At 69.4% G+C, this 14,155-nt stretch carries 14 protein-coding genes; 7 read left to right on the plus strand and 7 right to left on the minus strand.

Going from position 1 to position 14,155, the window contains the following annotated elements; translation table 11 throughout:
• The first annotated feature begins 6 nt into the window (after positions 1 to 6).
• Genes ACIRF8_RS23200 through ACIRF8_RS23210 form a run of 3 tightly spaced genes read left to right on the plus strand, consistent with a single transcriptional unit; the run spans position 7 to position 3,374 of the window.
• Entirely contained in the window at positions 7 to 996 is a 990-nt protein-coding gene (locus ACIRF8_RS23200; RefSeq protein WP_404217346.1) for a carbohydrate ABC transporter permease, read from the plus strand.
• Positions 993 to 1,823 (plus strand): carbohydrate ABC transporter permease, encoded by an 831-nt coding sequence (locus tag ACIRF8_RS23205; protein ID WP_404217347.1) that lies wholly within the window; start codon positions 993 to 995, stop codon positions 1,821 to 1,823. Before ACIRF8_RS23200 ends, ACIRF8_RS23205 begins: the two co-directional genes overlap by 4 nt.
• A 9-nt stretch (positions 1,824 to 1,832) precedes the next feature.
• Complete coding sequence (locus ACIRF8_RS23210; RefSeq protein ID WP_404217348.1) at positions 1,833 to 3,374, plus strand: glycoside hydrolase family 3 protein; 1,542 nt, start codon at positions 1,833 to 1,835, stop codon at positions 3,372 to 3,374.
• A 248-nt stretch (positions 3,375 to 3,622) separates the two neighbouring features.
• Here ACIRF8_RS23210 and nagB read toward each other — a convergent pair whose 3' ends face one another.
• Both nagB and ACIRF8_RS23220 read right to left on the minus strand, forming a co-directional pair.
• Positions 3,623 to 4,408 (minus strand): glucosamine-6-phosphate deaminase, encoded by a 786-nt coding sequence (nagB, locus tag ACIRF8_RS23215; RefSeq protein ID WP_404217349.1) that lies wholly within the window; start codon positions 4,406 to 4,408, stop codon positions 3,623 to 3,625.
• Between the two features lie 449 nt (positions 4,409 to 4,857).
• Positions 4,858 to 5,610 (minus strand): SDR family oxidoreductase, encoded by a 753-nt coding sequence (locus ACIRF8_RS23220; RefSeq protein ID WP_404217350.1) that lies wholly within the window; start codon positions 5,608 to 5,610, stop codon positions 4,858 to 4,860.
• Positions 5,611 to 5,705: 95 nt separating this feature from the next.
• On the opposite strand from ACIRF8_RS23220, the gene ACIRF8_RS23225 reads away from it, so the two are divergent.
• On the plus strand, positions 5,706 to 6,344 hold the full coding sequence (locus tag ACIRF8_RS23225; RefSeq protein ID WP_404217351.1) for a TetR/AcrR family transcriptional regulator: 639 nt from the start codon (positions 5,706 to 5,708) through the stop codon (positions 6,342 to 6,344).
• 316 nt (positions 6,345 to 6,660) lie between these two features.
• Positions 6,661 to 8,127 (plus strand): sensor histidine kinase, encoded by a 1,467-nt coding sequence (locus ACIRF8_RS23230; RefSeq protein ID WP_404217536.1) that lies wholly within the window; start codon positions 6,661 to 6,663, stop codon positions 8,125 to 8,127.
• A gap of 213 nt (positions 8,128 to 8,340) precedes the next feature.
• Here the strand turns inward: ACIRF8_RS23230 and ACIRF8_RS23235 are convergent, their stop codons facing one another.
• Both ACIRF8_RS23235 and ACIRF8_RS23240 read right to left on the minus strand, forming a co-directional pair.
• Entirely contained in the window at positions 8,341 to 8,598 is a 258-nt protein-coding gene (locus tag ACIRF8_RS23235; protein WP_016639615.1) for a WhiB family transcriptional regulator, read from the minus strand.
• Between the two features lie 319 nt (positions 8,599 to 8,917).
• Positions 8,918 to 9,886 carry a diacylglycerol/lipid kinase family protein gene (locus tag ACIRF8_RS23240; RefSeq protein ID WP_404217352.1) on the minus strand — a complete coding sequence of 323 codons (969 nt, stop codon included), beginning with the start codon at positions 9,884 to 9,886 and terminating at the stop codon, positions 8,918 to 8,920.
• Between the two features lie 126 nt (positions 9,887 to 10,012).
• On the opposite strand from ACIRF8_RS23240, the gene ACIRF8_RS23245 reads away from it, so the two are divergent.
• Positions 10,013 to 10,465, plus strand: coding sequence for a hypothetical protein (locus tag ACIRF8_RS23245; RefSeq protein WP_404217353.1), 453 nt, complete (start codon positions 10,013 to 10,015; stop codon positions 10,463 to 10,465).
• Positions 10,466 to 10,542: 77 nt separating this feature from the next.
• Here ACIRF8_RS23245 and ACIRF8_RS23250 read toward each other — a convergent pair whose 3' ends face one another.
• The 3 genes from ACIRF8_RS23250 to ACIRF8_RS23260 form a co-directional block, all read right to left on the minus strand.
• Entirely contained in the window at positions 10,543 to 11,565 is a 1,023-nt protein-coding gene (locus ACIRF8_RS23250) for an RNA polymerase sigma factor SigF (RefSeq protein ID WP_404217354.1), read from the minus strand.
• Complete coding sequence (locus tag ACIRF8_RS23255) at positions 11,565 to 11,978, minus strand: anti-sigma regulatory factor (RefSeq protein ID WP_324776127.1); 414 nt, start codon at positions 11,976 to 11,978, stop codon at positions 11,565 to 11,567. Before ACIRF8_RS23255 ends, ACIRF8_RS23250 begins: the two co-directional genes overlap by 1 nt.
• A 263-nt stretch (positions 11,979 to 12,241) precedes the next feature.
• Positions 12,242 to 12,502, minus strand: a complete 261-nt coding sequence (locus ACIRF8_RS23260) for a UBP-type zinc finger domain-containing protein (RefSeq protein WP_404217355.1) — start codon at positions 12,500 to 12,502, stop codon at positions 12,242 to 12,244.
• A 50-nt stretch (positions 12,503 to 12,552) separates the two neighbouring features.
• On the opposite strand from ACIRF8_RS23260, the gene ACIRF8_RS23265 reads away from it, so the two are divergent.
• Positions 12,553 to 14,151, plus strand: a complete 1,599-nt coding sequence (locus ACIRF8_RS23265; protein ID WP_404217356.1) for a Na+/H+ antiporter — start codon at positions 12,553 to 12,555, stop codon at positions 14,149 to 14,151.
• Positions 14,152 to 14,155 lie beyond the last annotated feature (4 nt).

Here is a 14,155-nt window from a genome sequence, read left to right on the forward strand (position 1 = left end):
GCGAGCATGGCAGTGCAGACCAATCCGGTGGACGCGACCGAAAAGGTCGAGGCCGCCGGACACGGCAGCGGTCGCACACCCGGACCCCGGGGGGACAAGCGGAAGGGCGCGGCGGCCGCCGCCCCATATCTGCTGCTGCTCCCGGCCCTCGTGGTGACGGCGATCTTCCTCGGCTGGCCCCTGGTGAAGGACGGCATGCTGTCGTTCCAGAACCTCAACATGGGCCAGCTCATCCAGCACGTCACCGAGTGGAACGGCTTCGACAACTACAAGGAAGTCCTCACCGGCGAGGACTTCTGGCGCGTCACGCTGCGCTCGATCATCTTCACGGCGGCCAACGTCGTCGCCATCATGGTGGCGGGCACGCTCATCGGACTGCTGCTCGCACGCCTCGGCAAGAAGATGCGGCTGCTGCTCATGCTGGGCCTCGTCCTGGCCTGGGCCATGCCGATCGTCGCGTCGTCGACCGTCTACCAGTGGCTGTTCGCGTCCCGCTTCGGCATCGTCAACTGGGTGCTCGACAAGCTCGGCTGGCACTCCATGGCCGACTACAACTGGACCGGCTCGCAACTCTCCACGTTCTTCGTGATCGGCCTGCTGATCGTCTGGGGCTCGATCCCGTTCGTCGCGATCAACCTCTACGCCGCCACGACCACCATCCCGCGCGAGCTGTACGAGGCCGCCTCCCTCGACGGCGCCGGCGTGTGGAAGCAGTTCACCTCGGTGACCTTCCCCTTCCTGCGCCCCTTCCTCTACGCCACGACGTTCCTCGAAGTCATCTGGGTCTTCAAGGCGTTCACGCAGGGCTTCACGATCAGTGAGGGCGGCCCCGACCGGCTCACCGAGACCCTGCCGATCTACGCGTTCGTCGAGGGCGTCGGCAACCAGCACTACGGCATGGGCGCCGCCATCGCGCTGCTCACCATCGTCGTCATGCTGATCCTCACCGCGTACTACCTCCGCATCGTTCTCAAGCAAGAGGAGGACGAGCTGTGAAGCGCTCACTGCTCGGCCGCATCTGGCCCAACGCCACGGCGATCGCGCTGTTCGTGATGATGGTCTTCCCGGTGTACTGGATGTTCACGACGGCCTTCAAGCCGACCGCGGACATCATCACCGAGGACCCGGTCTGGTTCCCGACCGATGTCACCTTCGAGCACTTCAGCACGGCGATCGACGCGCCCAACTTCTGGCAACTGGTGGTCAACTCGGTCACCGTCACGGTCTGCGCGGTGCTGCTCTCGCTCGTCATCGCCCTGTTCGCGTCGTTCGCCCTCGCGCGCATGCGGTTCAAGGGGCGCAAGGGCATGATCCTGGTCTTCATGGTCGCGCAGATGGCGCCCTGGGAGGTCATGGTCATCGCGATCTACATGCTCGTACGCGACGCCGACATGCTGAACAGCCTGCTCCCACTGACCCTCTTCTACATGGTCATGGTGCTGCCCTTCACCGTCCTGACACTGCGCGGCTATGTCGCCGCGGTGCCCAAGGAGCTGGAGGAGTCGGCGATGGTCGACGGGTGCAGCCGCCCGCAGGCCTTCGTCAAGGTGATCCTGCCGCTGCTCGCGCCGGGCCTGATGGCCACGTCACTGTTCGGCTTCATCACGGCATGGAACGAGTTCCCCCTGGTCCTGGTCCTGAACAAGGAGCCGGACGCGAAGACCCTGCCCCTGTGGCTGTCGCAGTTCCAGAGCCAGTTCGGCGACGACTGGGGTGCCACCATGGCCGCGGCCTCCCTCTTCGCGATCCCTATCCTCATCCTCTTCGTCTTCCTCCAGCGCAAGGCCGTCAGCGGCCTCACCTCCGGCGCCGTGAAGGGATAACACCACCCGATGACCACTGTCACTCGCGGCACGGACACCCTGACCCGCGACGCGCTCACCGTCCTGCAACCCGGCTTCCCCGGCACCACGGCCCCCGACTGGCTGCTGCGCCGGCTCAGCGAGGGCCTCGCGTCGGTCGGCCTCTTCGGCCGCAACATCCAGACGCCCGAACAACTGGCCGCCCTGACCGCCCAGTTGAAGGCGGAACGCGATGACGTCCTCGTCGCCATCGACGAGGAGAGCGGCGACGTCACCCGCCTCGAAGTCCGTACGGGCTCCTCGTTCCCCGGCAACCACGCGCTCGGCGCCGTCGACGACGTGGACCTCACCCGGGACGTCGCCCACGAACTCGGCCGCCGCCTCGCCGCCTGCGGCGTCAACCTCAACTGGGCGCCCTCCGCCGACGTCAACGCCAACCCCGACAACCCGGTCATCGGCGTCCGCTCCTTCGGCGCCGACACCGCGCTCGTCGCCCGGCACACCGCCGCGTACGTGGAAGGCATGCAGGCCGCGGGCGTCGCCGCCTGCACCAAGCACTTCCCCGGGCACGGCGACACCGGGGTCGACTCGCACCACGACATGCCGCTCATCGACGTCGACCTCGACGTGCTGCACGCCCGCGACCTCGCCCCGTTCCGCGCGGCCATCGCGGCCGGCAGCCGAGCCGTGATGAGCGCCCACATCCTCGTCCCGGCCCTCGACCCCGAGCGCCCGGCGACCCTGTCCCGCCGCATCCTCACGGGCCTGCTCCGCGAGGAACTCGGCTACGACGGCCTCATCGTCACCGACGGCATCGAGATGCGGGCCATCTCCTCCACCTACGGCATCGGGCGCGGCAGCGTGCTCGCCATCGCCGCCGGTGCCGACGCCATCTGCGTGGGCGGCGGCCTCTCCGACGAGGAGACGGTGACCGCCCTGCGGGACGCCCTCGTCACCGCCGTACGCTCCGGCGAACTCCCCGAAGAACGCCTCGCCGACGCCGCCGCCCGCGTCCGCGCCCTGGCGACGTGGACGGCGTCGGCGTTGACGGCGTCGGCGTCGGCGTCGGGACCGGCGCCGGAACGGTCGGGGGGCGCGTCGGGGAGTGGGTCACAAGGTACGGGTGGCTCGGAGATCGGGCTGGTCGCGGCCCGGCGCGCGGTCACGGTCACGCGCGGCGAGTACGCCCCACCCGTGACGGCCCCCGTACACGTCGCGGCCTTCTCCCCGGTCGCCAATATCGCGGTCGGCGACGAGACCCCCTGGGGCGTCGCCGCCGAACTCGAACGCCTGCTCCCCGGCACCACCACCGGCTCCTACGCCGGCCCGGACGCCGGCCAGGCCGCGCTGTCCGCCGCCGGTGAACGGCGAATCGTGGCCGTGGTCCGCGACGAACACCGCCACGCCTGGATGTCCGCCGCCCTCGACGCCCTGCTCGCCGCCCGCCCGGACACCATCGTCGTGGAGATGGGCATACCGGCGGCCCCGCCCCGGGGCGCCCTCCACATCGCGACCCACGGCGCGGCCCGGGTCTGCGGGGTCGCGGCCGCGGAGGTCATCACGGCTGGATGAGCGCGGGGGCGGGGCGGGGAGGGGACGCCTGGGGACCCCTGCCGCCCGCCTTACGGACAGTGCCGGTCATCTCCGAGCGGGGACGACCGGCACTTCCTTGCGTCGAAGCCACAATGGCTGAAACTCTTCGAACTGCCCGAACTAACCGAACTGCCCGAACTGCTTGAGCTACTGCTTCAGGCGGCCTGGACGCTAAACGCTAGGGACGGCCCTTACAGGCCCTGCCACATCTACAGGCCCTGCCACATCTACAGGCCCTGCCACTTCGGCTTGTTCGCGTACGTGTGCCGGAAGTAGTCCGCGAGCTTGAGCTTGGACGCGGCTGCCTCGTCCACGACGACCGTCGCGTGCGGGTGAAGCTGCAACGCCGACGCCGGCACCACCGAAGCCACCGGCCCCTCGACCGTCGCCGCCACCGCGTCCGCCTTGCCCTCACCGGTCGCCAGCAGCACCAGGTGGCGGGCTTCCAGGATCGTGCCGATGCCCTGGGTGATGACGTGCCGCGGCACCTGGCTCAGGTCGCCCTCGAAGAACCGGGCGTTGTCCGCGATGGTCTGCTCGGTCAGCGTCTTGATCCGGGTGCGCGACGCGATCGACGAGCACGGTTCGTTGAACCCGATGTGCCCGTCCGTACCGATCCCGAGCAACTGGAGATCGACACCGCCCGCCTCGGCCAACGCCTTGTCGTACGCCTCGCACGCTCCCTGTACGTCCGCGGCACTGCCGTCCGGCCCCATGAACGACGCCTCGTTCAGGCCGAGCGGCTGCACGACCTCGCGCAGCACTGTCGCCCGGTAGGACTCGGGGTGCCCCGTCGGGAGCCCCACGTACTCGTCGAGCTGAGCGATGCGGGCCTTCGACGCGTCGACTTCTCCGGCCCGCACCTTGGCCGTCAGCGCCTTGTAGATGGGCAGCGGGGTCGAGCCGGTGGCCACGCCGAGCAACGCCTCGGGCTTGCGTCGCAACAGCTCGGCCATGGCCTCGGCGATCAGCTCGCCACCTGCCTTGGCGTCCGGAACGATCACTACTTCCACGCTGGGCCTGCCGTTCTGGTGAGAGGAGTCAACTGGAGAGACTGACGGTATGTGGTATAGACCAATCTAGCAGAGCGGCCCCCTCTCGGTCAGGCCTTCTGCGTCACCCGCCCCGCTCTGTCCATGCTCAGCGCTGCGCGATCGGTTGGCATGTCGGGCGGGGGGGCCTGGGCGTCGTGCGGGGGCGTTGGTGGTTCGGGCCTGGAGGTCGTGGGGGATCGGGGGGTGGTTCGGGCCTGGAGGTCGTGCGGGACCGTGGGTGGTTCGGGCCTTGAGGCGTGCGCCCGGCGACGCTCGCAGCCCGACCCCGCGTCCGGGGCTCGCCCCTCAGACCCTCCATCCCCGGCCCTCCACCTCCAGCCCTCCACCCCCAGTCCTCCACCTCCAGCTCCCCACCCCCAGTCCTCCACCTCCAGCCCTCCACCCTCAGTCCTCCGCCCCCTGTGCGGTCAGAGCAGTGAACCCCCCGTCGCATCCACCCACTGCCCCGTCACCCAGCGGCCGTCCGGTGACGCCAGGAACGCCACCACGTCGGCTATGTCCTCCGGTGTCCCCACCTTGCCCAGGGCCGAGAGCGCCGCCGCCTCCGCCCACGCCTCGTCGCTGGCGCGCAGCCACTCCGCGTTGACGTCCGTGTCGACGATGCCGGGTGCCACCGTGTTCACCGTGATGCCCCGCGGTCCGAGGATCTTGGCCAGGTACTGCGTCAGCACATCGAGGGCGCCCTTGGTCATCGCGTACGGCATGAGCTGGGTGAGCATCGCGGTGTGGGAGGCGCCGGAGGAGATGTTGATGATCCGGCCGCCGTCCCGCAGTCTCGGGGCCGCGAGCTGGGCGAGGAAGAGCGGCGACTTGGCGTTGACCGCGAACAGCCGGTCGAACTCCGCTTCCTCGATGTCCTCGAAGGGGCTCGACGTACCGATCCCCGCGTTGTTCACCAGGATGTCCACACCGTCCGCCTGCGCGTCGAACTTCTCCCACAGCTCCCGCGCCGCACCCGGCGACCCGAGATCCGCCCCGATGGCGAACGCCGATCCGCCGGCCGCCTCGATCGCCGCCACCGTCTCCTTCGCCGCCTCCTGGTTCACCCCGTAATGCACCGCGATCCGCGCACCGTCCCTGCCGAGCCGCTCGGCGATGGCTCGTCCGATACCCCGGCTCGCGCCCGTGACCAGTGCCGTCCTGCCCGTGAGTACGCCCATGTCGACGCCCCTCCCCATATCTGTAGCGGTCGTTATGGAAAGACCGTAGCGCACCCGCCTCCCGGATATCTAGTGGTCGCTATAGAATTCACCCCATGGCGACCAAGCAGCGCGGACGACCTCGCTCCTTCGACCGGGAAACCGCCCTGGAAAAGGCCATGCGAGCCTTCTGGGAGCACGGCTACGAGGGGACGTCGGTCTCCGAGCTGACCCGCGAGATCGGCATCGGCGCCCCCAGCCTGTACGCCGCGTTCGGCGACAAGCGCTCGCTGTTCGAGGAGGTCGTCCGGGTCTACGGCGTCACGCACGGTGCGGGGCCCGCCCGCGCCCTGACCGAGGAGCCCACCGCCCGCGCGGCCGTCGAACGGATGCTGAGGGAGGCGGCCGACGAATTCACCGACCCGGCCCATCCGCACGGCTGCCTCGTGATCCACGCCGCGACGAACTGCACGACCCCCGAGGTCGAGCAGGCCCTGCGCGAGCAGCGCGGCGCGAGCCTCGCCGCGATCGAGGACAGGTTGCGGCAGGGCGTGGACGCGGGGGAGCTGCCCGAGCACACGGACATCGCCGCGCTCGCCCGTTTCGTGGGGGCCGTCTTCCAAGGCATGTCGCAACAGTCCCGGGACGGGGCGAGCAAGGCCGAGCTGGAGGGCATCGCCGACATCGCCATGGCGGCCTGGCCCGTGCGGGAAAGTCCCGGACGTAGCCTCGAACCTGGCTCGCATCCGGCCTAGGATCCGGTACGGGACTCGGAGGAATAGACGAGAACAAACCTTTGCCGACGCATAGACATGGGAGAATGGTCTAGTCCACAATGCGTGGTGAAGACCTCCGCCCTCCCCGCACAGGAGGACGGACAGAGGATCCGCGCTCTCTGCCCTGACTGCGGCGGTTCCTCGATCGGCAGCCGGGAACCGCACACCTGGCAGTCGGTGCACCTGAAGGGCTGCGGTGCCAGGGCGAGGGTTGAGGGTCCCGACCCCCGGCGCCGCGGTCCGTCGGTCTTTTCGGGCCCCCGCGACCGGCGGGTACGCTCGGCTCGTGCCCTCCATGAACGATCTCGTACGCCAGCACACCGCCCTCGGTGACTCCGACCTCGAGTGGCTCCACCTGCTGGTCTCGGAGTGGCAGTTGCTCTCCGACCTGTCCTTCGCCGACCTCGTCCTGTGGGTCCCCACGCGCGACGGCACCCGCTATGTCTCCGTGGCGCAGATGCGGCCGAACACCGGTCCGACGTCCTACCAGGACGACATGGTCGGGCACCTGGTGCCGCGCGGTCGTCGCCCCATGCTGGACGTCGCTCTCGACGAGGGCCGCATCGTGCGCGAGGGTGACCCCGAGTGGCGTGAGGAGGTCCCGGTACGGGTCGAGTCCATCCCCGTACGCAGGGAGGGCCGGGTCCTCGGTGTCATCGCGCGCAACACGAACCTGCTGACCGTCCGTACGCCGTCCCGACTGGAGCTGACCTATCTCCAGTCGGCCTCCGACCTGGCGCAGATGATCGCGGCCGGTTCGTTCCCGTTCCCCGGGCAGCAGGTCGACATGGACGCCTCCCCGCGCGTGGGCGACGGCCTGATCCGGCTCGACGCCGACGGGGTCGTCCAGTACGCGTCGCCCAACGCCCTGTCCGCCTACCACCGGTTGGGCTTCTCGGCGGATCTGGTCGGCCACCACCTGGGCAGGACCACGGCCGAACTCGCGCCCTCCCGCGGGCCGGTGGACGAGGCTCTGGCCAAGGTGGCCAGTGGTTGGGCGCCGCGGGAGTTCGAGATCGAGGGCGAGGAGGGGTCGATCCAGCTCCGCGCGATCCCGCTCAAGCCCAAGGGACCGCGCATCGGTTCACTGGTGCTCCTGCGTGACGTCACCGAACTGCGCCGCCGTGAACGCGAGTTGATCACCAAGGACGCGACCATCCGGGAGATCCATCACCGGGTGAAGAACAATTTGCAGACGGTGGCCGCACTGCTTCGCCTCCAGGCCCGGCGCATTGGGTCGGACAGGGGGCGTGAGGCGCTCGAAGAGGCGGTGCGGCGCGTCGGTTCCATCGCGATCGTGCACGAGACGCTCTCGCAGAACCTGGACGAGCGGGTGGAGTTCGACGAGATCGCCGACCGGGTGCTCGCCATGGTCGCCGAGATCTCGCCGGGCCAGGTGACGGGCCGGCGTACCGGCCGCTTCGGGATCCTCGACGCGGAGGTGGCGACCCCGCTGGCGATGGTCCTGACCGAAGTCCTTCAGAACGCGCTGGAGCACGGCTACCGACAGGGCGACACGGGCACCGTCGAGGTGTCCGCCGTGCGCGGCGGCACCAGCAAGGACGTCCGACTGCTGATCACCGTTCAGGACGATGGTGTCGGCCTGCCCGAGAACTTCGACCCCAAGCGGACCGGCAACCTGGGGCTACAGATCGTACGCACCCTGGTGGAGGGTGAATTGGGCGGAACGTTCGACATGGTGGCCGCACCCGAACGAGGCACCCAGGTGATCCTCGACATCCCGGTGCGCACACACAAGTAGTCCACACTCCGCGCACGTGGACGCGGGGGGGCCGGCACAGCAGTGAGCCCCGGACCGTTGAACGGTCCGGGGCTCACTGCTCGCGTTGCTCGGGTCATGTCCCGGGCTGAGCCTGGGGGAGCATCGGGGGTACTGCGCGCTGCGGCTCGGGGGCGGGGGGATGCGTACTCGCTGTACGCGCCGCCGGGCTCAGGCTCGTAAGGGGTGCGGGGATCAGGCGGAGGCCTGACGGGCCCGGTTGCGAGCGGCGCGGCGCTTCATCGCACGGCGCTCGTCCTCGCTGAGGCCACCCCAGACGCCGGAGTCCTGGCCGGACTCGAGCGCCCACTGCAGGCACTGCTCCATGACGGGGCAGCGGCGGCAGACGGCCTTGGCTTCCTCGATCTGCAGCAGCGCGGGACCGGTGTTGCCGATGGGGAAGAACAGCTCGGGGTCTTCCTCGCGACAAACGGCGTTGTGACGCCAGTCCATGGCTGCTACCTCTCCTTGGTATTACGTGCGGATTGCTTGTGAATGTGAACGCTTTCACGAATCCCTCAACAAGTGAAGGGACGAACGTCACATCTGCGACGGGTGTCCGTTGCTTTGAGGAGGGGATTCGGGCTCTCTGTGGGGCCGATGTTGCGGGCCGTCCCGAGCGCCATGTAGAGATTCGCAAACCTCGGCGGCGGATACAACCCCTTCCGGAAAGTTTTTTTTGATTCCTCGGTGTCGGCTAGGTCACAGCCGTACTTCCATGGGGTGGATCCTGGCCCAAACGTTCGAGATAAAGGACTTTGGGCCCTTCCACTCACACAATCACACGCAGTGCACGGCGTACGCCTGTGAACGTCACGCTCGTCCTTAGCCCCAGGTGGTCACCGTCCATCTGAAGGGGCAGGGGCACCTTCGAATGCAAGGTGAAGTCGGTGAGGTCATGGAGCGTAACCGCGTTCTTACCGTGCGGTCCGCGCTCGGGCGAGGAGGTGAGCAACTGCGTGCCGTAACGCGCCACCGCGGGAGTCGACAGTTTCTTGAGTCCGAGCACGTCAAGGCCGGTGTCGAAGGACGCCTGGGGCGTCGGATAGAGCGGACGGTTGCCCAGGAACGACCACGGGGACGTGTTGCTGACTATGGAGACGACCAGATCCGTGACGGGATCCTCGCCCGGCCGTTCGAGCGTGATGGTGCCGTGTCGGCGGTCGGGTTCACCGAGAAACTGACGCACGACCTGTCGCACGTACAGGGCATGTGTCGAACGCTTGCCCCGTTCCCGTTGCTGCTCGACGCGGCCGACCACCCCTGCGTCGAAGCCGACCCCCGCGCTGAACGTGAACCAGCGGGACGGGACCGCCTCGTCCTCCGTGCCGGGTGTGCCCTCCGCGAGGCCCAGGCCCACCGTGCGCTCGCGGCCCTCGCGCAGGGCGTCCAGGAGCTGCCCTGTGGCCTCCACGGGCTCGTTCGGCAGACCGAGGGCGCGGGCGAAGACGTTGGTGGAGCCGCCGGGGACGACAGCCAGGCCCGGCAGCCGGTCGAGATCGGGGCCGTGGTGCAGCAACCCGTTCACGACCTCGTTGACCGTCCCGTCGCCGCCGAGGGCGACGACCAGCTCGATGTCCTTGCTCTCGGCGGCCTGCCGGCCCAGGTCGCGCGCGTGGCCGCGGTACTCGGTCGTGACCGCCTCGAGCTTCATCTCGCTCGCCAGGGCATGGATCAGGACATCGCGCGTGCGCGCACTGGTGGTGGTTGCCGCCGGATTGACCACAAGAAGTGCACGCATGCGAAGCAGGGTACCTAGCGCCCTTGATCGGGCCCAGCCCGAGGTAGGGCTCGGGTAAGCCCGGACGGCCCCGGAGCCCGACCGGCGCGCCGCGGGACCGAGGCGACCGAGAGCTACCCTGCAAGGGTGACCTCAGAGCAGAACCCCGCCCCCGAGAACTCCGAAGAAGACGGCCCGCGCCCCGGCCGGCTGACCGCCGCGGCGGCCCTGGCCGGACTCGAAGGTGTCGCGCTCCTCGTGGGCGGCGTCTTCATGCTGGTCGCCGGGGTCACGGGCCACCCCGACAACCCGCAACAGGCCGTCACCGGCGGTGTGACCCTGATCGTGCTCGCGCTGCTGCCGCTGCTGGCCGCGCGCGGACTGCTGGCCCGCAAGGCCTGGAGCCGGGGCCCCGCGATCATCACCCAGATCATGGCGCTGCCGGTCGCCTACACGCTGCTCCAGGCCGACAGCATGGCCATCCCCGGCGGGATCGCCCTCGCCGCGGTCGCGATCGCCGCGCTGGTGCTGCTCGTCAATGCGGAGACCACGCGCGCGCTGGGCATCCGCACCCCGGGGAGCGCACGCCAGTCCGAGTAGACGAAGGAAGAAGCGACAGGAAGGCGCCCGGTGCGATGACCGCACCGGGCGCCTTTTTGTACTTACGTTCTCTGCGCTCACTCCTCGACCAGGAGCTTCTCCCGGAGCTGTGCCAGCGTGCGTGCGAGCAGGCGCGAGACGTGCATCTGCGAGATGCCCACCTCCTGGGCGATCTGCGACTGCGTCATGTTCCCGAAGAAACGCAGCAGCAGGATGCGCTTCTCGCGCGGCGGCAGGTCCTCCAGGAGCGGCTTCAGGGACTCCCGGTACTCGACGCCCTCCAGCGCCTCGTCCTCGGCGCCCAGCGTGTCGGCGACCGCCGGGGACTCGTCGTCCGTGTCCGGGACGTCCAGGGACAGCGTGGAGTACGCGTTGGCCGACTCCAGGCCCTCGAGGACCTCCTCCTCCGAGATCGCCAGCTTCTCGGCCAGCTCGTGGACCGTGGGGGAGCGGCCGTGGAGCTGGGACAGCTCGGCCGTCGCCGTCGTCAGCGACAGGCGCAGCTCCTGGAGGCGGCGCGGGACGCGCACGGCCCAGCCCTTGTCACGGAAATGCCGCTTGATCTCGCCGACGACCGTCGGGGTCGCGTACGTGGAGAACTCCACGCCGCGCTCCGGGTCGAAGCGGTCCACCGACTTGATCAGGCCGATCGTCGCGACCTGGGTGAGGTCGTCCAGCGGCTCTCCGCGGTTGCGGAAACGGCGCGCGAGGTGCTCGACCAGAGGCAGATGCATGCGCACGAGCTGATTGCGCATCTCCGCGTACTCCGGGCTGCCGCTCGGCAAGGTGCGCAGCTCGATGAACATCGCCCGTGCACCGCTGCGATCCCGCGGGTCGTGCCGGCCCTGCTGCTCACCGTGTCGCTCGTGGTCGCTCATCAATCCCGCCCGTCGCGCGTCCGATCCCCCGGCCCGCCCACGAAGCTCGGTCCCGGAAATCGGCGCTGCCTGCTGTGGCACGTCGGCCGCCGGGTCCTCCGGGTGCGGCCGGGCCTGCTGCTCGGGGATGCCCGCGGCCACCCGCCGCATCCCCGCAGTGCCGTCGGCCGGGAGATCCCGTGTGCCGCGCTTGTCGTCCCGCACCGGACCGCCCCCGTCCATCACGCCGGGCCGGGGCCCGCGCCGCGCTTCTTGTAGAGGCTGATCGAGACGGTGTTGTCATCGGCCACCGAGGAGTCGACCTGGCCCGCGAGGGCCGACAGCACCGTCCAGGCGAAGGTGTCGCGCTCCGGGGCCCGGCCGTCGGTGGTCGGCGCGGAGACAGTCACCTCCAGGGAGTCGTCGACCAGCCGGAACACGCAGCTGAGCACGGAGCCCGCGACGGCCTGCTGGAGCAGGATCGCGCAGGCCTCGTCGACCGCGATGCGCAGGTCCTCGATCTCGTCGAGGGTGAAGTCCAAACGCGCCGCGAGACCGGCCGTGGCCGTCCGCAGCACCGACAGGTAGGCACCCGCAGCCGGCAGCCGGACTTCCACGAAGTCCTGATTCCCGGGCTCTCCTGCGATCTGGGACACCCTCACCTCCAAGGTGGTACAAGCACTTTCGGGCTCCGGAGGTCCTCCTCCGGGTGATGCGCCACATATATCTGCGGTGACGCTACCGCGCGCCCGACTTTCCTGTCCCGGGGACCCCCGGCCCAGTGCTGTCACTCATAGTAAGCATACGGGTACGGACAGTGGCTAGAGGGTGTGCGGACCCAATTGGAAACAGCGGGCGCCGGATTGACGTACCCAGGCGCTCACCGGTCGAACCCCGGCACCGCCGCGGATCGTCCGCATCAGACCAGAGTCGCGTCCACGAAGCACCAACGCCAGCTCTCACCAGGCTCGAAGGTGCGCATCACCGGGTGCCCGGTCGTCTTGTAGTGCTCGGTCGCGTGCCGGTAGGGCGAGGAGTCGCAGCAGCCGACGTGGCCGCAGATCAGGCACAGCCTCAGTTGCACAGGGTGACTGCCGACGGCCAGACACTCCAGGCAGGTCTCGCTGAGCGGAGCCGGTTCGGGGTGCGGCAGCGCATCGACGTGCGGGCACTCGTTCATGATGGCCAGGTTACGACGGGTGGCGCGAGAAGGACGGCGGAAGGCGGGGCATGGACGTATTGCCACTGGTGGGGTTGATCGCGGCGAGTGCGGCGGTGGCGGGGGCGGCGCGCAGGACGCCGGTACCGGCACCGCTCCTCCTGGTCGCGGTCGGGCTGGCGGCCTCCTATGTGCCCTGGATTCCCGAGTACGGGCTCGACCCGCATGTAGTACTGCCACTGATCCTGCCGCCGCTGCTGCACACCGCCGCACTGGAGAGCTCCTATCTGGACCTGCGGGCCAACATCCGGCCCGTCGCCCTGCTCTCGGTGGGCTACGTCCTGTTCGCGACGGTGGCGGTGGGCTGGCTCGCGTACGAACTGATCCCCGACCTGCCGCTGGCCGCCGCGCTCGTCCTGGGCGCCGTGATCGCGCCGCCGGACGCGGTGGCCGCGACCGCGATCGCGCGTCGGGTGGGCCTGCCGTCGCGGCTCACCACCATCCTTCAGGGCGAGTCCCTGGTGAACGACGCGACCGCCATCACCGCCTACAAGGTGGCGCTCGCCGCCGCCGTGGGGGAGGGGGCGAGCTGGGCGGGCGGCATCCGGGAGTTCCTGGTCGCCGCTGTCGGCGGTGTCGGCGTCGGGTTGCTGCTCATGGTGCCGCTGCACTGGCTGCGCAAGCACCTCACCGAGGCCATCCTGCAGAACACGCTCTCCTTGCTGATCCCCTTCGTCGCGTACGCGGCCGCGGAGCAGGTGGGCGCCTCCGGTGTCCTCGCCGTCGTGACCGTGGCGCTGTACCTGGGGCACCGTTCCTGGCAGGTCGACTTCGAGACGCGGCTCCAGGAGGCCGCGGTGTGGAAGGTCGTCTCGTTCATCCTGGAGTCGTCGGTGTTCGCGCTGATCGGCCTGCAACTGCGCGTCGTCCTCAAGGACCTCGGCGAGTACAGCGTGGCGCAGGCCGCTTGGTACGCGATCGCCGTGTTCGTCCTTGTGGTCGTGATCCGCTTCGTGTGGTCGTATCCCGCCACCTACCTGCCGATGTTCCTCTCGTCGCGCATCAAGGAACGGGAGGGCGACACCGACTGGAAGCGGCCACTGATCGTGGGTTGGGCGGGAATGCGCGGGGTGGTGTCCCTGGCCATCGCGTTCTCCATCCCGCTCGTCACGGAGGACGGCGATCCGTTCCCCGCGCGCAACCTGGTGCTCTTCCTGACCTTCACCACGGTCATCGGCACACTCGTCGTGCAGGGGCTCAGCCTGCCGCCCCTGATCAAGGCCCTGAAGCTGCCGGGCCGTGACGTACAGGCCGAGACGCTGGCCGAGGCGCAGGCCCAGAACGTCGCCTCCACGGCCGCGGAGGAGCGGGTGGACGCGCTGATGCGGGAGGAGCGCAACGACCTGCCCCAGCCCCTCCAGGACCGCCTGCACACCGTTCTGGAGCGGCGCCGCAACTCCGTGTGGGAGCGCCTCGGCCAGCCCAACCCGGTGACAGGTGAGTCCGCCGACGAGACGTACCGCAGGCTCGCGCGGGAGGCGATCGCGGCCGAGCGCGAGGTCTTCGTACGGATGCGGGACGAACGGCGGATCGACGACGAGATGATGCGCACCCTGCTGCGCAAACTCGACCTGGAGGAGGCCGCCGCCTACCGGGAGGTCGACGACTGACGTC

It is taken from the genome of Streptomyces sp. NPDC102406, assembly GCF_044765725.1.
Classification (GTDB): domain Bacteria; phylum Actinomycetota; class Actinomycetes; order Streptomycetales; family Streptomycetaceae; genus Streptomyces.

Excerpts from the sequence above, each read along its gene's own strand:
- ACIRF8_RS23210 (WP_404217348.1), top strand. The coding sequence starts at position 1,833 with ATGACCACTGTCACTCGCGGCACGGACACCCTGACCCGCGACGCGCTC.
- ACIRF8_RS23230 (WP_404217536.1), top strand. The coding sequence starts at position 6,661 with ATGAACGATCTCGTACGCCAGCACACCGCCCTCGGTGACTCCGACCTC.
- ACIRF8_RS23250 (WP_404217354.1), bottom strand. The coding sequence starts at position 11,565 with ATGGACGGGGGCGGTCCGGTGCGGGACGACAAGCGCGGCACACGGGAT.
- ACIRF8_RS23240 (WP_404217352.1), bottom strand. The coding sequence starts at position 9,886 with ATGCGTGCACTTCTTGTGGTCAATCCGGCGGCAACCACCACCAGTGCG.
- ACIRF8_RS23200 (WP_404217346.1), top strand. The coding sequence starts at position 7 with ATGGCAGTGCAGACCAATCCGGTGGACGCGACCGAAAAGGTCGAGGCC.
- ACIRF8_RS23220 (WP_404217350.1), bottom strand. The coding sequence starts at position 5,610 with ATGGGCGTACTCACGGGCAGGACGGCACTGGTCACGGGCGCGAGCCGG.
- ACIRF8_RS23235 (WP_016639615.1), bottom strand. The coding sequence starts at position 8,598 with ATGGACTGGCGTCACAACGCCGTTTGTCGCGAGGAAGACCCCGAGCTG.
- ACIRF8_RS23225 (WP_404217351.1), top strand. The coding sequence starts at position 5,706 with ATGGCGACCAAGCAGCGCGGACGACCTCGCTCCTTCGACCGGGAAACC.
- ACIRF8_RS23265 (WP_404217356.1), top strand. The coding sequence starts at position 12,553 with ATGGACGTATTGCCACTGGTGGGGTTGATCGCGGCGAGTGCGGCGGTG.
- ACIRF8_RS23260 (WP_404217355.1), bottom strand. The coding sequence starts at position 12,502 with ATGAACGAGTGCCCGCACGTCGATGCGCTGCCGCACCCCGAACCGGCT.